Below are 24793 nucleotides of genomic sequence, written 5' to 3'. Positions count from 1 at the left end.
CGCTGTGACTTGATGGGGTGTCGTTTTTGACCGTCGCGATGCAAAAACGACATGGCTCGTCATCGGTCATGCGTTTCTTGCAAGGCTCTTGGCGAATGTTCCGGTTTTGTGCTAGTGGTTCAAAAAAGCAACATTTCGCAGGGCAGCGGGGCAGAAAGATGCGGGTTTTGGGAATTGATCCCGGTTTGCGCAACATGGGCTGGGGCGTCATCGACGTTGAAGGCAGCCGAATCAGCCATGTGGGCAACGGAATTTGCCATTCTGTCGGTGAAGAACTGGCGACGCGGCTGCTGTCATTGCATGAACAGCTCAGCGCCGTGGTGGCGCGGTTTGAGCCGGATCACGCGGCGGTCGAGAACACGTTTGTCAACAAGGACGCGGTCGGCACGCTCAAGCTTGGCCAGGCGCGGGGGATCGCGCTCTTGGTGCCAGCGCAGGCAGGGCTCGTGATTGGGGAATATGCGCCCAACAAGGTCAAGAAGACGGTGGTCGGGGTCGGCCATGCGGAGAAGCATCAGGTCGAGCATATGGTCAAGCTACAATTGCCGGGAGCGGTCATCAACGGGCCGGACGCGGCGGATGCGCTGGCCATTGCGATTTGTCATGCCCATTATGCGCGGGCCGGCGGCGGCATGGAGGCCGCGCTGCGGAAGGTGGGCACATGATTGGCAAGATTTCCGGACGGATCGAATACCGCGCGAGTGATCATGTGCTGATCGATGTCGGCGGTATTGGCTATGTCGTCTATGTGAGCGACCGCACCATGGCGGCCCTGCCGGGGCAGGGCGAGGTTGCGGCGGTCTACACCGACCTCCTCGTGCGCGAAGACCTGTTGCAGTTGTTCGGTTTCACGACGTTGATCGAGAAGGAATGGCATCGGTTGTTGATGAGCGTGCAGGGGATCGGCGCGAAGGCCTCGCTTGCCATTCTCGGAGCGCTCGGGGCGGACGGGGTCAGTCGGGCGATCTCGCTTGGCGATGCGACGGCGCTCAAGGCGGCGAAGGGTGTCGGGCCGAAGACGGCGCAGCGGGTGGTGATCGAGTTGAAGGACAAGGCGCCAGCGGTGATGGCGCTTGGTGGGACGATGGCGGAGGCACTGGGCGAGGTGCCTGCGGAGGCCAGCGTGATCGACGATGAGGGGCCGGCGGGGAAACCCGCGCGCGCGGGTCAGAAAACGGCCAAGAAAACCGGCGGGGGATCGGCCTCGGCGCAGGCAGAAGCCCTGTCAGCGCTTGGCAACCTCGGCTATGGTCCGGGCGAAGCGGCGGCGGCGGTGGCCGAGGCCGCGGGAGAGGCACCAGAGGCGGAGACGGCGGCGTTGATCCGCGCCGCGCTCAAGCTCCTTGCGCCGAAAGGATAAGGGATGATGGATCAGCCCGACCCGACATTGCGGCCAGAGTCGCGCCCGGAAGACGCAGACCGCGCGCTGCGGCCACAGGCGCTTGGCGATTTCATCGGCCAGGCCGAGGCGCGGGCGAACCTAAAGGTCTTTATCGAGAGCGCGCGGCGACGTGGCGAGGCAATGGACCACACGCTCTTTCATGGGCCGCCGGGGCTTGGCAAGACGACGCTGGCGCAGATCATGGCGCGCGAGCTGGGGGTGAGTTTCCGCATGACCTCTGGCCCGGTGCTGGCCAAAGCGGGCGATCTGGCGGCGATCCTGACCAATCTCGAGGCGCGCGACGTTCTGTTCATCGACGAGATTCACCGGCTCAACCCGGCGGTCGAAGAGGTGCTTTACCCGGCGATGGAGGATTTCGAACTCGACCTCGTCATTGGCGAGGGGCCGGCGGCGCGCACGGTGCGGATCGAGTTGCAGCCCTTCACGCTTGTCGGGGCGACGACGCGGCTCGGGCTTTTGACGACACCGCTACGGGACCGGTTCGGTATTCCGACGCGGTTGCAGTTTTATACCGAGGATGAGCTGAACGAGATCGTGACGCGCAATGCGACGAAGCTCAACGTGCCGGCCGTCGGCGAGGGTGCGCGCGAGATCGCAAGGCGGTCGCGCGGGACGCCGCGGATTGCCGGACGGCTCTTGCGGCGGGTGGTGGATTTCGCGCTGGTCGAGGGCGATGGCACGGTGAGCCGGGAGATCGCCGATAGCGCGCTGACGCGGCTCGGGGTGGATCAGCTTGGCCTTGATGGGGCGGACCGGCGCTATCTGCGCTTCATTGCCGAGAATTATGGCGGCGGGCCGGTGGGGATCGACACGATCTCGGCCGCGCTCAGCGAGAGCCGGGACGCGATCGAAGAGGTGATCGAGCCGTTCCTTTTGCAGCAGGGATTGGTGCAGCGCACGCCGCGCGGGCGGATGCTGGCGCAGAAGGCGTGGCGGCATCTTGGCATCGAGGCACCAAAACGGGCGGATCAGACCGACCTGTTCGGGAAATAGATTTCATGCCTCCGGCGGGAGTATTTGCCACAGAGAAGAAAGGCTGAACGGTCCTGTCTTCTTCTCTGGAGAAATACTCCGGGGGTCTGGGGGCAGCGCCCCCAGCCACGCCCAACGCTTGCGGGGCGCAGCTTTGCTGCGTCTCCAAGGGGCGGGAGGTCTTGCCAAGGGGCGGTGATCCGTGGGATCAGGCGCGCGCTTGCATGAGGAGAGCGCCATGACGCCGGAACAGGTTCAGGAGTTGTTCAGCCAAAAGGACGGATCCTACGCCTTTGCGCGCTGGGGGCGGCCCATCGCGCCGATCGTGTTCGGGGTCGAGGATGCGACGCTGGCGACGGTCAAGGGCGCGGTGGAGGCGGTGGTGACGCTTGTTGGGCACCAGATGGCCGAGACCGACCCGGAGCTTGGCGTGAACCTGATGGTCTTCTTCCTGCGTGATTGGGACGAGTTGGCGTCGGTGCCGGATCTTGATCGCCTGATCCCCGATCTTGAGCCGCTTCTTGGGCGGCTCAAGGCGGCAGGGGCGCGGCAATACCGGGCGTTCCGGTTCGACGACCACGGCGCGATCAAGGCGGCCTTTGTCTTTGTGCGCATGGACGGGGAGATGGCCAAGCTGCCTGCCGAGAGCATTGCGCTGGCGCAGGCCGTGCAGGTGATGCTTCTTTGGGGGCCGCGCGCTTTTGCCGAGACCTCGCCGCTGGCGGTTTTGCCGGAGAGTGGCGCGACGGTGTTGCGCCCGGAGATCGCTGCGGTTCTGGCCGCCGCCTATGATCGGATGATGCCGCCCTCTGCCGATGACCCGAGCCACGCGCTGCGCCTTTTTGCGCGGCTACGGCTCGAGGATGATGCGGGCTGATGCGGGCCTTCCTCGCGCTTGATCTGCCCGAGGAGATGCGCGCGGCGGTGGCGTCGCTTCAGGATCAGTTGCGGGTTGGGCGCAAGCCGCCGACGGAGAACCTGCACCTGACGCTGGCTTTTCTTGACGATCAGCCGGAGGCGGTTTTGGCCGAGTTGCACGAGGCGTTGCAGGGCGAGCGCCTGCCGGAAATCCACCTCGCGTTGCAGGGCTTGGAACTTTTCGGTGGGGCGCGACCGAGGGTGCTTTATGCCAAGGGGGAAGGCGGCGCGGCGCTTGTGGCGCTGCACCGGACGGTGCGGCGTGTGGCGCGCGATGTCGGGGTTGAGTTGTCGCGCGAGCGGTTTCGTCCGCATGTCACGTTGGCGCGGTTTCGCCGGGACATGAGCGAGGACGAGGCCGTCAAGCTCGGCCAGTTCATGGTCCGGCATGGCGATTGGCAGTTCCCCGAGGCACCGATTGCCGCGCTTTGTCTTTTTGGGTCTGAACTGCATCCAGATGGCGCGGTGCATGACGTGTTGGCGGGCTATCCGTTGGGGTGAGGATGTGCGCACTGGACAGGCGCGCGGCTTCTTGCTTTGGTGGCGGCGCATTTGAGCCGAGAGGATCCGGACCGTGACATACACCCTGCCCATTCGCATCTATTACGAAGACACCGACATGGCCGGGATCGTCTATTACGCCAACTACCTCAAGTTCATCGAGCGCGGGCGCAGCGAATGGGTGCGCGAGATCGGTATGGATCAACTCAAGATGAAAGCGGAGGGAATCGTTTTCGCCGTGCGCCGGGTCGAGGCGGATTATCTTGGCTCGGCTAAACTTGACGATGAATTGATCGTGGAAACCGAGGTGGCGAGCGTCACAGCGGCGCGGCTCGTCATGGAACAACGGGTCAAACGGGGTGAGGAAGTGCTGTTTCACGCGATGGTGACCGTTGTGTGTATGAACGAAGCCGGTCAACCGGTGCGACTTCCGGCGAATATCCGCCAGATGGTGCATTGAAGCGGGCCATAACGCGCCAATGACGCCTATTTGATGGCTTTCCCCGTGTCTTTCCTGTAGATTCCTGCCAAACAGATGGCCGCAACAAGACGGCCCAAAGGCAGAGCAGGCATATGGAAGCAGCAGTCGATTTTTCGATGTGGGCGCTTTTCGCGCGCGCAACCCTGACCGTGAAACTGGTGATGATGCTCCTCGTGGTGGCATCGTTCTGGTCGTGGTCAGTGATCATCCAGAAACATATTCTTTTCCGCAATGCGCGACGCGAGGCGGCGCGGTTTGACCGGGCGTTCTGGTCCGGGGAACCGCTCGATCAGCTTTATGAAGAGATCGGCCCGACGCCTTCGGGGCGGTCGCAGCGTATCTTTGCCGCCGGGATGACGGAATGGCACCGGAGCCACCGACAGGACGGGGGGCTTATCGCAAACGCCACGAGCCGGATCGACCGGAGCATGGATGTCGCCATCGTGAAAGAGGCGGAAGTCTTGCAGAAGGGCTTGCCGATCCTTGCCACGGTCGGCTCGACCGCGCCGTTTGTCGGGCTGTTCGGGACGGTCTGGGGCATCATGAATGCCTTTATCGAGATCGCGGCGCAGCAGAACACGAACCTAGCCGTTGTCGCGCCGGGGATTGCCGAGGCGCTTTTGGCGACGGGGCTTGGCCTTTTGGCGGCCATTCCGGCGGTGATCTTCTATAACAAGTTGAGTGCGGATAGCGACCGGATCATCGCGGGCTATGAGGCCTTTGCCGATGAGTTCGCCACCATTCTTAGCCGACAGCTGGATTCCTGATATGGGTGCCGGGGTCATGAAAGGGGCCGAGGGCGGCGGCAAGCGGCGGCGCAGAACGCGGCGGCGCAGTCAGCCGATGGCCGAGATCAACGTGACGCCTTTTGTCGACGTGATGCTCGTTCTGCTTATCATTTTCATGGTGGCGGCGCCGCTTCTGACGGTGGGCGTTCCGGTGGAACTGCCGAAGACGGCGGCGAACCCCTTACCGGGCGAGCAGGAAGAGCCACTTGCAATTACGATCGCGGCGGATGGGACGCTTGCGATCATGAATTCGCCGGTCGCACCGGAGGAGCTTGTGAACAAGCTGCGCGCGGTGGCGGTCGAGCGCGCTTCGCAGCGGATTTATCTGCGGGCCGATGGGGCGCTGCCGTATGAAATGGTGGTGCAGGTCATGGGCGCGCTGAACGCGGCGGGGTTCTCGGATATCGGGCTGGTGACGGATATCGGTGGCCCCGACATGGGTGACAACTGAGGCGCGCGGTGCATATCGGGCATTATATCTCTGGCGCGGCCCATGTGGGTCTGATCGGCTGGGCGCTTCTGGGCTCTGTGTTTCAGAGCACGCCGGAGCCGTTCGAGGTCGCGGGCGTCGCGGTCATTACCGAGGCGGAGTTCGCCGCGTTGAGCGCGCCGGACCAGGTTCCGCAGCCGGAGACGGATGTGGAAGTGCCGGTGGCGCCAGAGCTTTCGGAGGCGGAGCCGTTTCGCGGGGCAGAGCCGGATGAAGCGCCGGATCAGAACCGCCCGGAAAGCGCCGAGGCGGCAGAGACCGAGGATGCGCCGGACCTGAGCGCCGTGGAGGTGCCTGCGCCGGCGGAACTGATCGATGAGGTGCCGGACATGACACCGCCGAGCGAGGACATTGCTGCGTTGCAGCCGCAGGAGGCAGAGCCGGAGACGGTTCAGCCCGCACCGCGCGTCGCGCCCGAGCCGGTTGCGCCGCCGGAGCCGGATGTGAAGATCGACGACACGGTGCGCGAGGCGGTGACGCCGGAGGAAAGCCCCGACGCCGCGCCGCAGGAGCCGGAAGAGGCGACCGCGCCGGAAGCGGCAAGCACGGAGATCGTCACCGAGGCCAAGGAGCTTGCGCCGAAAAGCTCGGTGCGTCCGCAGCTGCGCCCGCGTCGTGCAGCGGAGGCCGAGAGCGCGCCGGAGCCGAAGGACGATGCCGACGATGCCATCGCGGCGGCGTTGGCCGAGGCCGGGGCGCAGGAGCAGGCCGAGACCCCTGCCGCGCCGAGCGGTCCGCCACTGACACGGGGCGAGAAGGACGCGCTACGGATCTCGGTGCAGAACTGCTGGGTCGTGGACGTGGGCAGCCAGGCGGCGAATGTCACGGTCACGGTGGCGATGAACATGACGCGCGAGGGCAAGGTCGATGGGGCGATCTCTCTCTTGCGGGCGGAAGGCGGCGACGATCAGGCGACGAAAGTGGCCTTCGAGGCGGCTCGGCGCGCGATCCTGCGTTGCCAGAAGGGTGGCTATAAATTGCCGATCGACAAGTATGAGCATTGGCGTGAGATCGAAATCACGTTTAATCCGGAGAAAATGAGGCTGAAATGATGCGACTTCTAGCAGCTCTTCTGATGGGACTGACGGTTCTGGGGCAAATGGCGATGGCCCAAGGCGGTCCGCTTCGGATCGAGATCACCGATGGTGTGGTCGAGCCCTTACCCTATGCCGTGCCCGATTTCGTGGCCGAGAACAGCGCGGCGAATGGCTATGCCGCGCAACTTGCCGATGTGATCGCGTCGGATCTTTCGGGAACCGGGCTTTTCCGGGAGATTCCCGAGAAGGCGCATATCGCCAAGATCAGCAATTTTTCCTCTCCGGTGCAGTTCGCCGATTGGAAAGCGATCAACGCGCAGGCGCTCATCACCGGGGCGGTGTCGGTGTCGGGAAGCAACCTTGAGGTCAAGTTCCGAGTCTATGACGTCTTTGCGGGCCAAGAGCTTGGCAATGGGTTGCGGTTCAAAGGCACGGTCGATGGCTGGCGGCGGATGGCGCATAAGGTGGCCGATGCGGTCTATAGCCGGATCACCGGCGAGGGCGGCTATTTCGACAGCCGTGTGGTCTTCGTGAGTGAGACCGGCCCCAAGGATGACCGCAAGAAGCGCCTCGCGATCATGGATTATGACGGGGCGAACCTTCAGTATCTGACGGATTCAAGCTCGATCGTGCTCGCACCGCGGTTCTCGCCCACCGGCGACAAGGTGCTTTATACGAGCTATGAGACGGGGTTTCCGCAGGTCTATATCCTCGATGTGGGCAGCGTGCAGCGCCGGGTGCTGAATAGTGAGGCGGGCACCATGTCCTTTGCGCCGCGCTTTGCGCCCGATGGCAAGAGCCTGCTTCTGTCGATCACGCGGGATGGCAATACGGATATCTATCGTATGGGGCTTACGGGCGGACGGCCGCAGCGCCTGACTTCGTCGCCCGCGATCGACACCGCGCCGAGCTTTAGCCCCGATGGCAGTCAGATCGTCTTTGAGAGCGACCGTTCGGGCACGCAACAGCTTTATGTAATGCCAGTGGGCGGCGGAGAGCCGAAGCGGATCAGCTTTGGGCAGGGTCGCTATGGCACCCCGGTCTGGAGTCCGCGCGGCGATCTCATCGCGTTTACCAAGCAGAACAAGGGCCGGTTCCATATCGGTGTGATGCGCACGGATGGCAGCGAAGAGCGTCTGCTCACGGCGTCGTTCCTTGACGAGGGGCCGACGTGGGCGCCGAATGGGCGGGTCATCATGTTCACCCGCGAAACCCAAGGGGCAAGCGGCGCGTCGGCGCTTTACTCGGTCGATGTATCGGGGCGCAACCTGCGTAAGGTCAAGATCAGTGGCGGCGGGTCGGACCCGGCTTGGTCGCCCCTTCAGGAATAAGCTGCGCGCGTTTTCAACAGGCGCAGCATGTGATAGAACAGGCCCTAAAGAAACGTTTTGGAACGGGCATTGAGGAAACGAGGCATAACATGAACGCGATAACGAAGATCGGTTTTCTGGTCGCGGCGCTGGCGCTGGCAGGCTGTAGCAATTCGGGCGCTTTCGGGCTTGGCGGCGGATCGGCCGGCGGACCGGGCAGCGGCCAATTCGAAGATGGCAGTGTGGACGACCCCACCTCCGTGGCGCATTTCCGTGAGCGCATTGGCGACCGGGTTCTTTTCGTCGTCGATCAGTCGACGCTTTCCGAGGAAGGCCGCCTGACGCTTCTGGCGCAGGCCAATTGGCTTATGGAGAACACCGATTACAACGCGGTGATCGAGGGCCATGCGGATGAGCAGGGCACGCGGGAATACAACCTCGCGCTTGGCGCGCGCCGGGCCAGCTCGGTCAAGGAATTCCTTGTGTCGCGCGGTGTCGCAGGGTCGCGTCTGAGCACGGTCAGCTATGGCAAGGAACGCCCGATCGAGGTTTGCTCGGCAGAGGCGTGCTATGCGCAGAACCGCCGCGCTGTGACGGTTCTCAAGGCTGATGTGAACTTCTGAGCAGGGGACGGCTATGCGCCTGATTGCGATTTGTCTCGTGGCGATGATCGGGGTGGGGCCGCGTGCGGCCCTTGCCCAGGACAGCGAAACGCTGGCCGATATCCGCCAGCAGCTTTCGGTTCTTTATGTTGAGATCCAGAGCCTCAAGCGGGAATTGTCCACGACCGGATCGCCCACGGGCGTCAACACCAGCGGCACCACCTTGCAACGTATCGATGCGATCGAGGCCGAAGTGCAGCGCCTCACCGGGCGCACCGAGCGGCTTGAGCAGCGGATCGACAGCGTGGTGCAGGACGGCACCAACCGCATTGGCGATCTTGAGTTCCGGCTTGTCGAGCTTGAAGGGGGCGACGTGAGCGACCTTGGCGAGACGACGACGCTTGGCGGCGACGTGGAGACCTCTCCTGCGCCGACTGTTCCGTCGCTTTCGGACGGGAGCATGGAGACCTCGACACAGCTTGCTGTTGGTGAGCGTGCCGATTTCGAACGCGCCAGTGCGGCGCTCGAAGGCGGCGATGCTCAAAGCGCGGCGGATCAGTTCGAGGCCTTCCTCGAGACCTATCCCGGAAGCCCGCTTGAGGCCGAGGCGTATCTGCGCCGAGGGCAGGCGCTCGAGGCGATGGAGCGGCTTACCCCGGCGGCGCGGGCCTATCTCGACAGCTATTCGCAATACCCGCAGAGCGATGTGGCGGATGAAGCCCTGTATAACCTTGGGCGCGCGCTCGGGTTGCTCGACAAGGTGAGCGAGGCCTGCGTCACGCTTGGCGAGGTCGAGACGCGGCATCCGGGATCGGCGATGATCGGTCCGGCGCAAGCGGAAATGCAGTCGCTGGGGTGCAATTGAGCACGCCCGGCGCGGCATTGAACGACTTTTTCAACGGACAGGATTTGCGCGCCGTGGGCGTTGCCGTTTCGGGCGGCAGCGATTCCACGGCGCTATTGATTTTCGCGACAGATTGGGCTGCGGCGGCGGGCGTGCGCCTCGTCGCGGCGACGGTCGATCATGGGTTGCGTGCAGAGGCGGCAGCGGAGGCCACGGCGGTTGCACAGACCTGCGCGGGGCTCGGTGTGGCGCATGAGGTTCTGGCCTGGCGTGGCTGGGATGGGTCGGGAAACGTGCAGGCGGAGGCGCGCGCGGCGCGGTATCGTTTGCTTGCGGAGTGGGCGCGGCGCGAAGGGCTCGATTGCGTGCTCCTTGGGCATACGATGGACGATCAGGCGGAAACGGTGTTGATGCGGCTTGCGCGCCGGGCCGGGGTTGATGGGCTTACGGCGATGGCGGCACGGTTCGAACGCGAGAGACAGGCGTTTGGGCGACCACTTCTTGGACAGCGACGCGGGGATCTGCGCGAGATGCTAAAGGCGCGGGGCGTCGATTGGATCGAAGACCCGTCGAATGACGACACGCGGTTTGACCGAGTGAAGACACGGCGCGCGCTTGGCGAACTGGCCGAGATCGGGGTCGATGCGGAAGCGCTTGCCACGGTGAGCGAGAACATGGCCGACGTGCGCGCGGCACTTGACTGGCAGGTGGCGCAGGTGGCCAAGGACGCGGTGCAGATCGAGGCGGGGGATTTGCGTGTCGATCTGGCGGCGTTTGGAACGGTGCCGGAGGAAATCCGGCGGCGGCTTCTCGTGGCAGGGATTCAATGGGTCAGCGGCGGCGACTATGCCCCGCGGCGCGCGCCGGTGCAGCGGCTTTTGGAGGAGATCAGCGCGGGGCAGGGCGGCACCTTGGCGGGGTGTGTTCTTACGGTTGAGGGCGGGCGCTTGCGTATTGCGCGCGAGCCTCGGGCGGTGATGGAAAACGAGAGCGCGGGGCCGCTCTGGGACGGGCGTTGGCATGTCGAGGGGCCGTGGCAGGGCGGCGAGGTCTTGCGCGCGTTGGGAGAGGCGGGGCTGGCCGAGGTCGAGGATTGGCGCGCGGCCGGTTTGCCACGCCAGAGCCTTATCGCATCGCCTTCGGTCTGGCGCGCGGGGACGCTTGTCGCCGCACCCCTAGCCGGTCACGGGGCAGGCTGGCGGGCGAAACTCTGCCCGGAACGGAGCGGTTTTCCCCCTCCGAGGCGCTAATGCCGCGATTCACGCATTGAACATAATGCTCTGATCTCTATTTAGGAGTGTAGCCCGCTGTGCTACGGACAGCGGAACTCAATGATTGGGAGATTTTGCCTTGGGCAACGCACGCAACATTGCATTTTGGGTGGTTCTGTTTCTGCTGATCCTCGCCCTTTTCAACCTGTTCAGCGGTGGCAACAACAACCTGCAAAGCCGCGAGATCGGCTATTCGGAGTTCGTGCAGGCCGTCGATGATGGCAACGTCAGCAGCGTCACGCTCGACGGGGAACAGGTTCGCTACCGGACGACGAGCGGCGGCGATTTTGTCACCATCAAGCCGGAAGACGCAGAAGTGACCAAGCTTCTGATCGACAATGGCATCCCGATCAAGGCCGAGAGCCAAGAGCAATCGGGCTTTCAGTCGTTCATCCTGAGCCTGCTGCCGTTCCTCCTTTTGATCGGTGTGTGGATCTATTTCATGAACCGGATGCAGGGCGGCGGCAAAGGCGGCGCGATGGGCTTTGGCAAGTCCAAGGCCAAGATGCTTACCGAGAAACATGGCCGCGTGACCTTTGACGACGTGGCAGGCATCGACGAAGCCAAGGAAGAGCTTGAAGAGATCGTTGAATTCCTGCGCAACCCGCAGAAATTCTCGCGCCTTGGCGGCAAGATCCCGAAAGGCGCGCTTCTTGTGGGCCCTCCGGGTACGGGTAAGACGCTTCTTGCGCGCGCGATTGCGGGCGAGGCGGGCGTGCCCTTCTTCACCATTTCCGGTTCGGATTTCGTTGAGATGTTCGTCGGTGTCGGCGCAAGCCGTGTGCGCGACATGTTCGAGCAGGCGAAGAAGAACGCGCCCTGTATCGTCTTCATCGACGAGATCGACGCCGTGGGCCGGTCGCGCGGTGTTGGCATCGGTGGTGGCAATGACGAGCGCGAACAGACGCTCAACCAGCTTCTGGTCGAGATGGACGGGTTCGAGGCCAATGAAGGCGTCATCATCCTTGCCGCGACCAACCGTAAAGACGTTCTTGACCCGGCGCTTCTGCGTCCCGGTCGTTTTGACCGCAACGTCACCGTGGGCAACCCCGATATCAAGGGCCGCGAGAAGATCCTTGGCGTCCATGCCCGCAAGACCCCGCTTGGCCCGGATGTCGACCTGCGCATCATCGCGCGCGGCACGCCGGGCTTTTCCGGGGCGGACCTTGCCAACCTCGTGAACGAGGCGGCGCTTATGGCGGCGCGCGTGGGACGGCGGTTCGTGACCATGGAAGATTTCGAGAACGCCAAGGACAAGGTCATGATGGGGGCCGAGCGTCGCTCGATGGTGCTCACGCAGGACCAGAAGGAAAAGACCGCCTATCACGAAGCGGGCCATGCCGTTGTCGGCCTCGAGCTGCCGCTCTGTGATCCGGTCTATAAGGCGACGATCATTCCGCGTGGTGGCGCGTTGGGGATGGTGGTCAGCCTGCCTGAGATGGACCGTCTCAACTATCACCGCGATGAATGCGAGCAGAAGCTTGCCATGACCATGGCGGGCAAGGCCGCAGAGATCCTCAAATACGGCGAAGATCACGTGTCGAACGGCCCGGCGGGCGACATCATGCAGGCGAGCCAGTTGGCGCGTGCCATGGTGATGCGCTGGGGCATGTCCGACAAGGTCGGCAATATCGACTATGCCGAGGCGCATGAGGGCTATCAGGGCAATACCGGCGGTTTCTCGGTCTCGGCGCACACGAAGGAGCTTATCGAGGAAGAGGTTAAGCGCCTCATCCAAGGGGGCTATGAGCGCGCCTACAAGGTTCTCACCGAGAAGAACGAAGAATGGGAGCGCCTTGCGCAGGGGCTTCTTGAGTACGAAACGCTGACCGGCGACGAGATCAAACGCGTGATGCGGGGCGAGCCGCCGCAATCGGGCGAGGACGACGCCGGGGACGAGGGTGAAGGCAATGCGCCCTCGGTCACTGCGATCCCGAAGACCAAACCGCGCAAGAAGCCTGAGGGCGATGGCGGTATGGAACCGGAACCGACAGCATGACGACAGGAAGGCCGGGGGAAACCCCGGCCTTTTTTATGATGAGGGGAGGCAAGATGCGATGAGGGATTGGAGACCTGATAGCTATGGCCGGTTCGCCGATGTGCGGCTTCAGCCAGCGCTAGATCTTCTGGCGCGGGTCGGAGACGTGCCGGGCGGTGATATCGTGGATCTTGGTTGTGGCAGTGGTGTCATGGGGGCTGCGCTTGCCATGCGGTATCCGGGTCGACGTCTTGTTGGCGTGGACCGCTCTCCGAAAATGCTTGGCAAGGCGCTCGAGACCGAGGGGTTCAGCGAGTTGCTTGAGGCCGATATCGCCGCGTGGGAGCCCGATACCGCCCCTGCGCTCGTGTTTTCCAATGCGGCCCTGCAATGGCTCGATGAGCATGAGACGCTATTGCCGCGTCTGGCGCAATGCCTCGTGTCGGGGGGCGTTCTTGCCGTGCAGATGCCACATCAGACCCACGCGCCGTCACATCGGGGCTGGGGAGAGGCCTTTGCCGCCCTGTTTGGCGATCGGGAGATTGGCAAGCGTTCCGAGGTTCTTGACCCGGCCGCTTATTTCGATCTGCTTTCACCGTTGGGTGCCTTGCACATCTGGGAAACGGAGTATTACCAGAACCTGCCCGCGGCGGCGGATGGCCATCCTGTACGGCTCTTTTCCGAAAGCACCTATGGGCGCCCCTATCTTGAGGCGGCAGGGGATACGGAGGATCAGGCCCGCTTGATCGAGGCCTATGAAGCAGCTATGGCGAAAGCCTACCCGCTGCGCGCGGATGGGACGGTCTTGTTCCCGTTCCGCCGCCTGTTTTTTGTGCTGCAGCGCGCCTTGTCCTGAAGAAAGGGAAAGCCATGCCCGCCCTGAAACCAACTGATTTTTTTGCCGAGGTGTTGTGGCTCGGGAGGGTGGCCGACAGTGTCGAAGACCTGCGCGCAGAGCCGCTTGAGGAAATGGCGCTCGGGTTTGCCGGCGTGGAGGGGGAATGCCATGGCGGGTTGACGCGGGCCTCGTGTAGCAGGGTGCTTTCGCAACATCCGCGGGGCACGCAAATCGCCAATTCCCGGCAGTTGTCGCTTTTGTCGGCGGAAGAGCTTGAACAGGTGGCCGAGGCGATTGGCGTGGAAGAGTTTGATCCTGCATGGGTCGGAGCGTCGATGATCCTGCGCGGCTTGCCGGATTTCAGCCACCTGCCGCCCTCGTCGCGGCTTCAGGCCGATAGTGGCGCGACCATTGTGATCGACATGGAGAACCGCCCCTGTGTCCTGCCCGGCCGCGTCATCGAGAAAGAACAGCCCGGTGCAGGCAAGGCCTTCAAGGAGGCCGCGGAAGGCAAACGTGGTGTCGTAGGCTGGGTTGAGCGCGAGGGTGTGATCCGGATTGGCGATATCCTACGCTTGCATATCCCCGACCAACGACCCTGGGCCGCTCTCGACGAGGCGCGTGCGCAGTAGCTGCGGACTCATCGCTGATTTTACAGAACGCCCCTCACCGGGGCGTTTTTGCGTTTCCGGGCCGGTCAGAAACGTTTCCGAAAAGAAACCGCTGCGACATGTTGGACGCAAGCGGCGATGGAAATGTCGGAAATGCGACCCGACTCAGGTTGCTGAGGGGTTATGCAAATGGGCAGAATTCAACCAACCCCGCCTGGACAGGGATCGCCATGAGCTACAAAACAGATATCGAAATTGCCCGCGAGGCAAACAAGAAGCCGATCCAAGAGATCGGCGCGAAGCTGGGCATCGACTCGGATTCGCTCCTGCCGTTTGGCCATGACAAGGCCAAGGTGAGCCAAGAGTTCATCAACTCCGTGCAGGGCAACGAGAACGGCAAGCTCATTCTTGTGACCGCCATCAACCCGACCCCGGCCGGCGAAGGCAAGACCACCACCACCGTGGGTCTTGGCGACGGTCTGAACCGTATCGGCAAGAAAGCGGCGATCTGTATCCGCGAAGCATCGCTTGGCCCGAACTTCGGGATGAAGGGCGGCGCGGCAGGCGGCGGCTATGCGCAGGTCGTGCCGATGGAGGACATGAACCTCCACTTCACCGGCGACTTCCACGCCATCACCGCAGCGCACAACCTCCTGTCGGCAATGATCGACAACCACATCTACTGGGGCAACACGCTCGAGATCGACGAGCGCCGCGTGACCTGGAAACGCGTGCTCGACATGAACGACCGCGCGCTGCGCGATGTCGTGACCTCGCTTGGTGGCGTGGCCAACGGGTTCCCGCGTCAGACCGGTTTCGACATCACCGTGGCCTCGGAAGTCATGGCGATCCTCTGCCTCGCGACCAGCCTCGAAGATCTCGAGAAGCGCCTTGGCGACATGATCGTGGCCTATCGCCGTGACCGCACCCCGATCTACTGCCGCGACATCAAGGCGGACGGCGCGATGACCGTTCTGCTCAAGGACGCGATGCAGCCGAACCTCGTGCAGACCCTCGAGAACAACCCGGCCTTCGTACACGGCGGCCCGTTCGCCAACATCGCGCATGGCTGTAACTCGGTGGCGGCAACCACCACCGCGCTCAAGGTGGCTGACTATGTCGTGACCGAAGCCGGTTTCGGTGCCGACCTCGGGGCCGAGAAGTTCATGAACATCAAGTGCCGCAAGGCCGGCCTTGCGCCCGACTGTGTGGTGCTTGTTGCGACCGTGCGCGCGATGAAGATGAACGGTGGTGTTGCCAAGGCGGACCTTGGTGCAGAGAACGTCGAAGCGGTTCAGGAAGGCTGCCCGAACCTTGGCCGTCACATCTCGAACCTCAAGACCTTTGGTGTGCCGGTTGTCGTCGCGATCAACCACTTCGTCACCGATACCGACGCCGAAGTGCAGGCCGTGAAGGACTATGTCGAGGCGCAGGGCTCCGAAGCGATCCTCTGCCAGCACTGGGCCAAGGGCTCGGAAGGCACCGAAGAGCTCGCCACCCGTGTGGCCGAGATCGCGGATGCCAACGTCAGCCAGTTCGCGCCGCTCTACCGCGATGAGCTGAGCCTGTTTGAGAAGATCGAAACCATCGCCAAGCGCATCTACCGCGCCGACGAGGTTCTCGCGGATCAGAAAATCCGCGACCAGCTTCGCCAGTGGGAAGAGGCGGGCTATGGCCACCTGCCGATCTGCATGGCCAAGACGCAGTATTCCTTCTCGACCGACCCGAACCTGCGCGGCGCGCCGCTTGGTCACTCGGTGCCGGTGCGTGAAGTGCGTCTCAGCGCGGGCGCGGGGTTCGTCGTCGTCGTCTGCGGCGAGATCATGACCATGCCGGGCCTGCCGTCGCGCCCTGCGTCGGAGAATATCCGGCTCAACGCAGAAGGCGAAATCGAGGGCTTGTTCTAAGCGACAAAATGAGATTTCTGTGGCGCAAAGCGATTTGCGCCACAGGAGCGAGCAAAGATGACCAAGCCGAAATCGCCCGGTGCATGCGACACGATGCAAGTGCTGCGCGGCGAAATCGACGACCTTGACCGGAAGCTCATTTCGCTTCTGGCGCTACGAGCGGGATACATTGACCGCGCGATCGAGATTAAGGCGCAGACCGGCTTGCCCGCGCGCATACCTGATCGGGTCGAAGACGTGGTGACCAAGGTGCGTCTGGCGGCAGAGGGTGAAGGGCTTGATCCCGATTTGGCTGAAGGGCTTTGGCGGGATCTGATCGAGTGGTCCATTGCCCGTGAAGCCCGTCAGATTGGCGGAGATTGAACCTCGGGGCGCTGGTGGGCGTTGTCCGGGTGGAGCAGAAGGAAGACAGACATGACGGCGCAGATCATTGACGGGAAAGCCTTTGCGGCGACGGTGCGCGAGAAAGTTGCGCATCACGTGGCGCGTCTTAAGGAAGAGAACGGCATCACGCCGGGCCTCGCGGTCGTGCTCGTGGGCGAAGATCCTGCAAGTCAGGTCTATGTGCGTTCCAAGGGCAAGCAGACCGTCGAAGTTGGCATGAATTCCTTTGAGCATAAGCTCGACGCCGATACGTCCGAGGCGGACCTGCTGGCGCTGATCGACAAGCTCAACACGGATCCGGCGGTGCATGGTATCCTCGTGCAGCTTCCGCTTCCGGGGCATCTCGACGAAGATCTCGTCATCAACAGCATCGCACCGGAAAAGGACGTGGACGGGTTCCACATCTCCAACGTTGGCCTTCTTGGCACCGGACAGAAGAGCATGGTGCCGTGCACGCCGCTTGGCTGTCTGATGATGCTGCGCGACCATCACGGGAGCCTGTCGGGCATGGATGCGGTTGTGATTGGACGTTCGAACATCGTCGGCAAACCGATGGCGCAGCTTCTGCTTGGCGATAGCTGCACCGTGACCATCGCGCATTCGCGCACGAAAGACCTTCCCGAGGTCGTGCGCCGCGCCGATATCGTGGTCGCCGCCGTGGGCCGTCCCGAGATGGTGCCGGGCGACTGGATCAAGGAAGGGGCGACGGTGATCGACGTGGGTATCAACCGCATCGACGCACCGGAAAAGGGCGAAGGCAAGACGCGCCTCGTCGGCGATTGCCATTTCGAAAGCTGTGCCGAGAAGGCCGGCGCGATCACCCCGGTGCCGGGCGGTGTTGGTCCGATGACCATTGCCTGCCTGCTCGCGAACACCGTGACGGCCTGCTGCCGCGCGAACGGGCTTGCCGAGCCAGAAGGCCTGACGGCCTGACGCCTCCGGCGGGAGTATTTGCACAGAGAAGAAGAAGGGCTGCGTCGCGAGGGACCGGCCCTTTTTCTATGGCCTATGGAAGAACGGGGATCATCGTGCCAGTCAGGAGCGCGATATGGGTCTCGGTGCCGCTCTCGTCTTCGGCATAGACATCGGCTTGGGTAATGACGAGGCGACGACCGGGTTTGATGACACGCCCCACGGCGCGCAGGCGACGGCCCTTGGAGGGCGCGAGAAGGTTGATCTTCATTTCCGTGGTCAACACCTCGGCCTCATCTGGCATGACGCTCAACGCCGCGTAGCCCGCCGCCGTATCGCCAAGCGCGAAGGTCAGGGCCGCATGGCCGAAACCGTGTTGTTGCAGGCAGGAGGGGCGAATCTCACTGATCAGGGTCACTTGGCCCTTGGAAATGTCCTCGATCGAGGCCCCGATCGTGTCCATCATGGCCTGAGCGGCGAAACTTTTATGGAGTTTCTGAATTACTTGCGGTGACAAAGCCACTTACATTCCCCTTCTCGATTTTGTCGCGTCATGCATAATCAGGGTTCAAGCGTGCGCCCTTCGCGTCAAGAGGGCTTTGCGCGGAATGACGAAACGGCACAGGCGGATACGGTGACAGAGCGAGCGGCAGACTTCTTGCGTTCATACCGGAAACTCCTTTCGGTGGAGATCATCGCGATTGCTTTGCTTGCTGCATTGATCGGCGCGTTCGCAGGACCGTTCGGCACCTTTGACGCCATGTCCCTTTCCGAGAGAGCGGTCTACTGGGGCCTTGTGTCCGTGGTGTCGATCCTGCTTGGTCGGACGGCGTTCGGCTTGATCGCCCTGGCTGGCGCCGAGGCTGGCAGCGTTTGGGAGGCCCTTGGCGGCGCGGTGCTCACGGCGGTCTTCGTGACCGGCGGTGTTTGGGGCGTGACGCAGCTTTTCACCCACGCTCGGCCGATGACGCCGGACCTGCCCGTTTTGTTCGTGAACGTGCTCTTGGTGACTGTGGGCGTGGTGTTCCTGCGCCAATTGGTGGTGCGGCGCGGGGCCAAATCTGCGCCCCCTACGGTTGCGGAGGAAGAGCCGCGCTCAGATCCTGAACCGGAAGCGGCGGAGGGGGCGCGGCCGGTTTTGCTGCGACGCTTGCCGGAAGACGCGGGGGAGACGATCCTGCATTTGTCGGTCTGCGATCATCATGTGGATGTGCACACGGAAAAGGGCACGACGTCGCTTCGGATGCGGCTTGCGGATGCGATTGATGCGATGGATGGAGTGCCGGGGCTGCGGGTGCACCGGTCCCATTGGGTCGCCCGAGAGGCGATTGATGGGGTGGTGCGCGACCAAGGCCGCCTTTTCCTCAGCCTGCACACAGGCGCGCGGGTGCCGGTCAGCCGGGGCGCGCGACCGATCTTAGAAGAGGCGGGGCTTCTTTAGCGTGGCATGTCGACAAGGCGCGGTGTCGGCCCCGTCAGGATGGCGCGGGCCTCGGGGCGCATAAGCGACGTGAGTGCAGCATCGTGGCTGCGCAGGCCACCCGTATAAGTGCCATAGGCGGGGAGGATCACCCGGTCCGTATCAAACAGAAAAGCCGGGCGCGTGATCGTGCGGTGGCGCGTGCGGATCGTCGCCTTGGGGTGGTAATGGCCTGAAATTTCGCCGCTTTTCCCCGGTTTCGCGATATGTCGAAAGGTCAGGGGCGGTGCGGGCAGTTCAGAGAGGTGACTGCCGCCGAGGTCGATCGGGCCGGGATCGTGATTGCCTTCGATCCAAACCCAGCGCCGCCCGGCCTGAAGCCGTGCGATCCAGAGGCGGTCATCTTCGGACAGGCTTTCAAGCGCGGCGAGGTCATCGAAGCTATCGCCGAGGCAGATGACCGTTCCGGCGCCGGTCTGTGTCAGGTCCGCCTCAAGCCGCAGGAGCGTGTCGCGGGTCTCGTATGGGGGCAGGGGGGCGGCACCGTTGCGGGCAAGGCGGTCGGACTTTCCCAAATGCAAATCAGAGACGCAAAGGAGGCTGCGGTCCTGCCACCAGAGCGCGCCGGAGCCGAGGGCTTCGAGGCGGGTTCCGGCAAGGGTAAAGGGCACGCTTTGCATGGCATATTGGTGCGCGAAACGGGGGCGTTTCACAAGGAAAAACAGGGGTCTGTATCGCGTCGGTATGACGTCGGTATTGCGTCGGTGCGGAATTCCGCCGCTCGGGTCAGGGGGCGACGCCGGCCTCGGCCATGACGCGGGCGCTTTCTTCGGCAAGGAGGCGCTCTTCGGCGGCGCCGTCGATCCGGACCTTGCCGACCTCAAGAAAGAGCGGAGCGGCCAGAGGGGTGACGTGATCGCAGCGGCAGAGGTCGATACGATCCCCGATCCGGGCGAGCATGTCTTCGATGCGCGAGAAATCGACAAGACCGCGCATGGCTTCTTCGCGAGTGATCGACATCAAAAGGTGGTCGGGGTCGTATTTCAGCAGCGTGTCATAGAGGATATCGGAGGAGAATGTCGCCTGTCGTCCAGACTTGCGCTGGCCTGCGATGTTGCGCTCGATCAGGCCCGCGATGGTGGCGGAGGCGCGGAAAGTGCGTTTCATCAGGCTATTCTCGGAGAGCCATGTGTCGAACCCGTCGCGCAGAGTCACGGGGTCGAGAAGGCGCGCGGGGTCGTGCAGCGCATCGAGGCCCCAGATCAGGGTTGCATAGTCGGTGGCGACAAAACCCATCGGCGCGAGGCCCATTTCCTCCATGCGTTTGGTGATCAAGAGGCCGAGGGTTTGTTGCGCGTTGCGGCCTGCGAATCCGTAGATGCAGAGATTTTCGCGCCCATCGCGCGGGAAGCTTTCGATCAGTAGACGGTCGGGGGCAGGGAGCTGTGACAGGGAGCGTTGGAGGGAAAGCCAATCGGCGGTGTGATCGGGCAGGTTGGGCCAGTCGTCTTGTTGCAGGAGGCGCAGAATGCGATCCGAAAGCTGGGTCGAGGTTGCGAACTTGGTGCCGGAGAAGACGGCGACCTTGGGGTTCTTGGCAGCGGAGCGGGAGACTTCGACGGTCATCTCGCGCAGGCCTTCATAGCGCACGACCTTGCCACCGATGAGGAAGGTGTCGCCCGGTGTCAGGGTTGCGGCGAAGGCCTCTTCGACTTCGCCCAAGGGTTTGCCGCCACGGCTTCGGGCCATGCGAACCTTGAGCGTCTCGGTGTCGATGATCGTTCCGGCGTTCATGCGGATGCGCGCCGCCGTGCGTGGGTCGCGCAGGTGCCAAAGCCCGTCCGGCGTTTGTTTCAGGCGCTGCCAGCGGTCATAGGCGCGCAGGGCATAGCCGCCCGTGGCGCAGAAATCGAGGCAGGCGTCGAAGGCCGCGCGCGTGAGGGGGGCGTAGGGGCCAGCGGTTGTGACTTCGGCAAAGAGCGCGTCGGCGTCGAATGGACCGGAGGCGGCGGTGAGCAGCATATGTTGGCACAAGACATCGCGGGGGCCGGGGCCGCGCGGCGCACCGTCCAGCGCATGGGCGCGCACCGCTTCGAGCGCGGCGACACATTCGACGACTTCGAACCGGTTAGCGGGCACAAGGAGCGCCTTGGAAGGGGCGTTGTAGCGGTGATTGGCGCGGCCGATCCGCTGCACAAGGCGTTTGACGTTCTTCGGCGCGCCGACCTGAATCACGAGGTCCACATCGCCCCAGTCGATGCCGAGGTCGAGAGAGCCGGTGCAGACGATGGCGCGCAGAGCGCCCTCTTGCATTGCGGCCTCGACCCGTTCGCGCTGGGCCCGGTCGAGGGAGCCGTGATGCACCGCAATAGGCAGGGCGTCCTCGTTGGCGAGCCAGAGGTTGTGAAAGAAAATTTCGGCCTGGGCGCGGGTGTTGTGAAAGATGAGCGTTGTCTTGTGGCGGCGGATTTGTTCCATCACCGCGGGGATCGCGTAGGCTGCGCCGCCGCCGGACCAGGGCGGGGCCTCGTCCGTCTCAAGCATGGTGATGTCAGGATCGGGGCCGGGATCGGCCACGAGGATGTCGCAAGGATCGGGATGCCGGGCGAGGAAGCTGGCGATGGCGGCGGGGTCATCGACCGTCGCGGAAAGGCCGGTGCGGCGCAGGTCGGGGCAGAGCGTTTGCAGGCGCGAGAGCGCAAGCATGAGCTGATCGCCACGCTTGCTCTCGGCCAGCGCGTGCACCTCGTCCACGATGACGCGTTTGAGGCCCCGGAAGATATGCGGGGCGTCGGGGTAGGAGATCAGGAGCGCGAGGCTTTCCGGCGTGGTCAGCAGGATATGGGGCGGGTCGGCGCGCTGGGCCTTGCGGCGGGATTGCGAGGTGTCGCCGGTGCGGTCCTCAATACGGATGGCGAGGCCCATCTCCTCGACGGGTCGGCGCAGGTTGCGCTTGATGTCGGCGGCAAGCGCCTTCAGCGGCGAGATATAGAGCGTGTGCAGCCCCTCATGGGGGGCACTCGCGAGGTCGGCCAGTGTTGGTAGGAAGCCCGCAAGCGTTTTGCCGCCGCCGGTGGGCGCGATGAGAAGCGTGGCGGGGGCATCAGCACGCGCCAGCATCTCGATTTGATGCGGGTGGGGCGACCAGCCGCGCGCGGCGAACCAATCCGCGAGCGCAGGCGGCAGGGCCGGGAGCGGCATGGGATCAGGCCTCGGAGGCGTCCGTGCCGGGGCCGCAGAACAGGCGGTAGAGCATGGCGATCACTTCGGCGGTGCTCTCGTCGGCGAGGCTGTAGAAGATGGTCTTGCCGTCGCGGCGGGTCTGGACGAGGCCCTCTTCGCGCAGGCGGGCGAGCATCTGGCTCACCGCGGCCTGACGGATTTCGAGAAGCTGTTCCAGCTCGCCAACCGATTTCTCCCCGGACCCGAGATGACAGAGGATCATCAGCCGCCCTTCATGGGCGAGGGTCTTGAGATAGGCTGCGGCGCTGGCGGCGCTGCGGGCCATTTCGGAAGGCGGGGCGGGGATTTCGTCCATCTTCAAGGTCGCATGTCCTTTGGTTTGTTGCGCAGATATAGCACGGGAATTTGCAGAGTGCGAGATCATGTCGCGGGGGCGCCCCCCTGAAAATTGTTGCCATTGGCATAGTCGCAGGGCGCGTCGCGCATCTCGAGGTGCAGCCCGGTGCCGGTATAGGGGTGGGCGCGGGCGAGGTCTTCGTCCACTTCAATCCCGAGGCCGGGATCTTCTGGGGGCAGCACAAAGCCGTCCTCGACGCGAATCTTGGATTTGATGAGGGCGTCGTGGAACGGGGTCTCGATGGTTTCGATCATCAGAAGGTTGGGGATCGAGGCGGCGAGATGAATATTGGCGGCCCATTCAACGGGTCCGGCATAGAGATGCGGCGCCATTTGCGCGTTGTGGACTTCGGCCAGCGCGGCGATCTTCTTGGTCTCCCAGAGACCGCCGGATCGGCCAAGCGCCGGTTGCAGGATCGTGGCGGCCCCGGCGGCGAGGACGGCGGCGAATTCCGCCTTGGTTGTCAGGCGCTCGCCGGTGGCGACGGGGATGCGCACGGCGCGGGCGACCTCGGCCATGGAAGCGGGGTTGTCCGGCGGCACGGGTTCCTCGAACCAGAGCGGGGAATAGGGCTCGATCGCCTGACCGAGGCGGATGGCGCCACCGGTGGTGAATTGTCCATGGGTGCCAAAGAGGAGATCGGCACGGTCGCCCACCGCCTCGCGGATCGCCTTGCAGAAGGCGGCGGAGGTGGTGATGTCGGACATGGCGGGCATATGGCCGCCGCGCATCGTGTAGGGGCCTGCCGGGTCGAACTTGACCGCGGTATAGCCGCGCGCCACGAGGTCGAGGGCGGACTCGGCGGCCATCTCGGGCGAGGTCCAGAAGTCCTCCATTGAATGTTCGGGCAGGGGGTAGAGGTAGGAATAGGCGCGCAGCCGTTCGTTCATCAACCCGCCGAGCAGGGCATAGACAGGGCGGTCGCGGTCTTTGCCGAGAATGTCCCAGCAGGCCATTTCCAGCCCCGAATAGGCGCCCATAACGGTCAGGTCGGGGCGTTGGGTAAAGCCGGAGGAATAGGATTTGCGGAACAGGCGTTCGATATTTTCCGGGTTCTCGCCGAAGAAATGCCGTTCGAACAGATCGCGGATCACGTGGGTCATGGCGTCGGGGCCGACCGAGGCGGCATAGCATTCGCCCCAACCTGTGATCCCGGTGTCGGACGTGACCTTGACCAGTATCCAGTAGCGTCCGCCCCAGCCGGGGGCCGGGGGCGCTGTGACAATGATGTCGAGATCCTGCAATCGCATGGGGGGTGTCCTTTGCCTGATTTGGATCAGCTTCGGGCAGGTGCGACAAAAAGGCAAACCATTCGTGGCCCCGTTTCGCGGCGTCTTCAGGTGAGGCGCGGGGTGCGCAGAAGGACGGCCACGGCGCATGCCATGAGGGCCGCGGCAAGGAGGAAGGGCGCACCGGGGGCATAAAGCGCGGCATCGGGACGGGTAAAGAGGGCGAAGGTCTGCGTCATGGCAAGCGGCGAGACGATCAGGGCGAGGGCCGCGAGGCTTGCCATGACGCCCTGTAGCTCGCCTTGGGCATTGTCAGGTGTGCGGCGCGAGAGCATCCCCTGAAGCGCGGGCATCCCCACGGCGCCGAGGGCGGAAAAGGGGATCACGGCGAGCACGAGGACGGGGCTTGTCACCAGCCCGAGGAAGATCAGCGACGCCAGTTCGATAAAGAGACCTGCGCGCACTGTGCCGCGATGGCCGAGGAGGCGAATGGCGGGGTCGACGAGTGTACCTTGCACAATAGCAAAGCCGAGACCGTAGAGCGCGAGCGAGAGGCCGATCATCCCCGGCGACCAGCCGAGCCGTTCAGCGGTAAAGAAGGCCCAGATGGCGGGGTAGACGGCGGTTGCGACCTGAAAGAGAAAGTGCACCCAGAGGAGCGGGCCAAGCGAAGGCAGGCGAGATACCGCGCGCAGGGCGGCGAAAGGGTTGGCGCGCGCAAGGGTGAAGGGGCGGCGGATGGCGTCGGTTACGGTCTCCTTGAGGACGAGCGCGCCAAGGAGGAGGTTGGCGCTTGTCAGGATGGCGGCGGCCCAGAAAGGCGCGCGGGTGCCGAATTCGGCCAGCAAGCCGCCAAGGATTGGGCCGAGCACGAAACCAACGCCGAAGGCTGCACCGATGAGGCCGAAGCGGCGGGCTTTCTCTTCGGGGGTGGAGATGTCGGCCATGTAGGCGGTCGCGGTGGAATGGGTCGCGGCGGTGATGCCACCGATGATACGCCCGAACAGCAAGAGCCAGATCGAGCCTGCAATGGCCATGATGACATAGTCGATCGCCATGATTGAAAGCGAGATCAACAGCACCGGGCGTCGACCGAAACGATCCGAGAGGCTCCCCAAGGCGGGGCCGAAAAGCACTTGCATCAAGGCAAAGACCGCAGAGAGGATGCCGCCCCAAATCGCGGCGTCGGCCAATGCACCGCCCGTCACGTCGCGGATCAGATCAGGCATGACCGGGAAGATGAGGCCGATGCCGATCGCGTCGATCGTGACGGTCAGGAAGATAAAGAGAACCGGAAGGTTGGGGCGCATTGGACTAT

At 63.7% G+C, this 24793-nt stretch carries 26 protein-coding genes; 20 read left to right on the top strand and 6 right to left on the bottom strand.

Going from position 1 to position 24793, the window contains the following annotated elements:
• The first annotated feature begins 158 nt into the window (after positions 1–158).
• The 19 genes from ruvC to folD all read left to right on the top strand — a co-directional run bounded on the left by ruvC (position 159) and on the right by folD (position 17267).
• Positions 159–665: a crossover junction endodeoxyribonuclease RuvC gene (gene ruvC / locus MK745_RS17215; protein WP_243614467.1), complete on the top strand. Its 507-nt coding sequence runs from the start codon at positions 159–161 to the stop codon at positions 663–665.
• Positions 662–1360 (top strand): Holliday junction branch migration protein RuvA, encoded by a 699-nt coding sequence (gene ruvA / locus MK745_RS17210; RefSeq protein WP_243614466.1) that lies wholly within the window; start codon positions 662–664, stop codon positions 1358–1360. Before ruvC ends, ruvA begins: the two co-directional genes overlap by 4 nt.
• A gap of 6 nt (positions 1361–1366) precedes the next feature.
• Positions 1367–2395, top strand: a complete 1029-nt coding sequence (ruvB, locus tag MK745_RS17205; protein WP_243614465.1) for a Holliday junction branch migration DNA helicase RuvB — start codon at positions 1367–1369, stop codon at positions 2393–2395.
• Positions 2396–2612: 217 nt separating this feature from the next.
• Positions 2613–3251 carry a hypothetical protein gene (locus MK745_RS17200; RefSeq protein WP_243614464.1) on the top strand — a complete coding sequence of 213 codons (639 nt, stop codon included), beginning with the start codon at positions 2613–2615 and terminating at the stop codon, positions 3249–3251.
• Positions 3251–3793, top strand: a complete 543-nt coding sequence (thpR, locus tag MK745_RS17195; RefSeq protein WP_243614463.1) for an RNA 2',3'-cyclic phosphodiesterase — start codon at positions 3251–3253, stop codon at positions 3791–3793. Before MK745_RS17200 ends, thpR begins: the two co-directional genes overlap by 1 nt.
• A gap of 73 nt (positions 3794–3866) precedes the next feature.
• On the top strand, positions 3867–4253 hold the full coding sequence (gene ybgC / locus MK745_RS17190) for a tol-pal system-associated acyl-CoA thioesterase (RefSeq protein ID WP_243614462.1): 387 nt from the start codon (positions 3867–3869) through the stop codon (positions 4251–4253).
• A gap of 113 nt (positions 4254–4366) precedes the next feature.
• Positions 4367–5041: a protein TolQ gene (gene tolQ / locus MK745_RS17185; RefSeq protein WP_243614461.1), complete on the top strand. Its 675-nt coding sequence runs from the start codon at positions 4367–4369 to the stop codon at positions 5039–5041.
• A gap of 1 nt (position 5042) precedes the next feature.
• The gene (gene tolR / locus MK745_RS17180; protein ID WP_243614460.1) at positions 5043–5513 is read left to right on the top strand and encodes a protein TolR; all 471 of its coding nucleotides are present in this window, start codon (positions 5043–5045) and stop codon (positions 5511–5513) included.
• 8 nt (positions 5514–5521) lie between these two features.
• Positions 5522–6604 (top strand): energy transducer TonB, encoded by a 1083-nt coding sequence (locus tag MK745_RS17175; protein WP_243614459.1) that lies wholly within the window; start codon positions 5522–5524, stop codon positions 6602–6604.
• Positions 6601–7920 (top strand): Tol-Pal system beta propeller repeat protein TolB, encoded by a 1320-nt coding sequence (tolB, locus tag MK745_RS17170; RefSeq protein ID WP_243614458.1) that lies wholly within the window; start codon positions 6601–6603, stop codon positions 7918–7920. The genes MK745_RS17175 and tolB overlap by 4 nt, the downstream gene beginning before the upstream one ends.
• A gap of 89 nt (positions 7921–8009) precedes the next feature.
• Entirely contained in the window at positions 8010–8522 is a 513-nt protein-coding gene (gene pal, locus MK745_RS17165; RefSeq protein ID WP_243614457.1) for a peptidoglycan-associated lipoprotein Pal, read from the top strand.
• A gap of 13 nt (positions 8523–8535) precedes the next feature.
• Entirely contained in the window at positions 8536–9366 is an 831-nt protein-coding gene (locus MK745_RS17160; protein ID WP_243614456.1) for a tetratricopeptide repeat protein, read from the top strand.
• A 17-nt stretch (positions 9367–9383) separates the two neighbouring features.
• Positions 9384–10595 carry a tRNA lysidine(34) synthetase TilS gene (tilS, locus tag MK745_RS17155; RefSeq protein ID WP_243614455.1) on the top strand — a complete coding sequence of 404 codons (1212 nt, stop codon included), beginning with the start codon at positions 9384–9386 and terminating at the stop codon, positions 10593–10595.
• Positions 10596–10695: 100 nt separating this feature from the next.
• Positions 10696–12615, top strand: coding sequence for an ATP-dependent zinc metalloprotease FtsH (ftsH, locus tag MK745_RS17150; protein WP_243614454.1), 1920 nt, complete (start codon positions 10696–10698; stop codon positions 12613–12615).
• A 58-nt stretch (positions 12616–12673) separates the two neighbouring features.
• Positions 12674–13450, top strand: a complete 777-nt coding sequence (locus tag MK745_RS17145; RefSeq protein ID WP_243614453.1) for a methyltransferase domain-containing protein — start codon at positions 12674–12676, stop codon at positions 13448–13450.
• Positions 13451–13464: 14 nt separating this feature from the next.
• The gene (locus tag MK745_RS17140; protein ID WP_243614452.1) at positions 13465–14064 is read left to right on the top strand and encodes an MOSC domain-containing protein; all 600 of its coding nucleotides are present in this window, start codon (positions 13465–13467) and stop codon (positions 14062–14064) included.
• Positions 14065–14273: 209 nt separating this feature from the next.
• Positions 14274–15950 (top strand): formate--tetrahydrofolate ligase, encoded by a 1677-nt coding sequence (locus tag MK745_RS17135; protein ID WP_243614451.1) that lies wholly within the window; start codon positions 14274–14276, stop codon positions 15948–15950.
• 57 nt (positions 15951–16007) lie between these two features.
• Positions 16008–16313, top strand: a complete 306-nt coding sequence (locus MK745_RS17130; protein WP_243614450.1) for a chorismate mutase — start codon at positions 16008–16010, stop codon at positions 16311–16313.
• A gap of 51 nt (positions 16314–16364) precedes the next feature.
• Positions 16365–17267, top strand: coding sequence for a bifunctional methylenetetrahydrofolate dehydrogenase/methenyltetrahydrofolate cyclohydrolase FolD (gene folD / locus MK745_RS17125; RefSeq protein WP_243614449.1), 903 nt, complete (start codon positions 16365–16367; stop codon positions 17265–17267).
• A 73-nt stretch (positions 17268–17340) separates the two neighbouring features.
• Here the strand turns inward: folD and MK745_RS17120 are convergent, their stop codons facing one another.
• Positions 17341–17712 (bottom strand): PaaI family thioesterase, encoded by a 372-nt coding sequence (locus MK745_RS17120; RefSeq protein WP_243614448.1) that lies wholly within the window; start codon positions 17710–17712, stop codon positions 17341–17343.
• Positions 17713–17820: 108 nt separating this feature from the next.
• On the opposite strand from MK745_RS17120, the gene MK745_RS19870 reads away from it, so the two are divergent.
• Positions 17821–18687 (top strand): LytTR family DNA-binding domain-containing protein, encoded by an 867-nt coding sequence (locus MK745_RS19870; RefSeq protein WP_243614447.1) that lies wholly within the window; start codon positions 17821–17823, stop codon positions 18685–18687.
• On the opposite strand, the gene pdeM is transcribed toward MK745_RS19870, so the two are convergent.
• The 5 genes from pdeM to MK745_RS17090 all read right to left on the bottom strand — a co-directional run bounded on the left by pdeM (position 18684) and on the right by MK745_RS17090 (position 24785).
• Positions 18684–19346 carry a ligase-associated DNA damage response endonuclease PdeM gene (gene pdeM, locus MK745_RS17110; protein ID WP_243614446.1) on the bottom strand — a complete coding sequence of 221 codons (663 nt, stop codon included), beginning with the start codon at positions 19344–19346 and terminating at the stop codon, positions 18684–18686. The two genes, MK745_RS19870 and pdeM, sit on opposite strands and share 4 nt — an antisense overlap.
• A 106-nt stretch (positions 19347–19452) precedes the next feature.
• On the bottom strand, positions 19453–21867 hold the full coding sequence (locus MK745_RS17105) for a ligase-associated DNA damage response DEXH box helicase (protein WP_243614445.1): 2415 nt from the start codon (positions 21865–21867) through the stop codon (positions 19453–19455).
• Positions 21868–21871: 4 nt separating this feature from the next.
• The gene (locus MK745_RS17100; RefSeq protein WP_243614484.1) at positions 21872–22204 is read right to left on the bottom strand and encodes an ArsR/SmtB family transcription factor; all 333 of its coding nucleotides are present in this window, start codon (positions 22202–22204) and stop codon (positions 21872–21874) included.
• Positions 22205–22269: 65 nt separating this feature from the next.
• Positions 22270–23496: a mandelate racemase/muconate lactonizing enzyme family protein gene (locus MK745_RS17095; RefSeq protein ID WP_243614444.1), complete on the bottom strand. Its 1227-nt coding sequence runs from the start codon at positions 23494–23496 to the stop codon at positions 22270–22272.
• 86 nt (positions 23497–23582) lie between these two features.
• On the bottom strand, positions 23583–24785 hold the full coding sequence (locus tag MK745_RS17090; RefSeq protein WP_243614443.1) for a TCR/Tet family MFS transporter: 1203 nt from the start codon (positions 24783–24785) through the stop codon (positions 23583–23585).
• Positions 24786–24793 lie beyond the last annotated feature (8 nt).

The sequence above is a fragment of the Shimia aestuarii genome, from assembly GCF_022814865.1.
GTDB lineage: Bacteria > Pseudomonadota > Alphaproteobacteria > Rhodobacterales > Rhodobacteraceae > Shimia > Shimia aestuarii_A.
The sequence above is the reverse complement of the archived record's forward strand: the minus strand, read 5'-3'. Positions and strand labels throughout refer to the sequence as shown.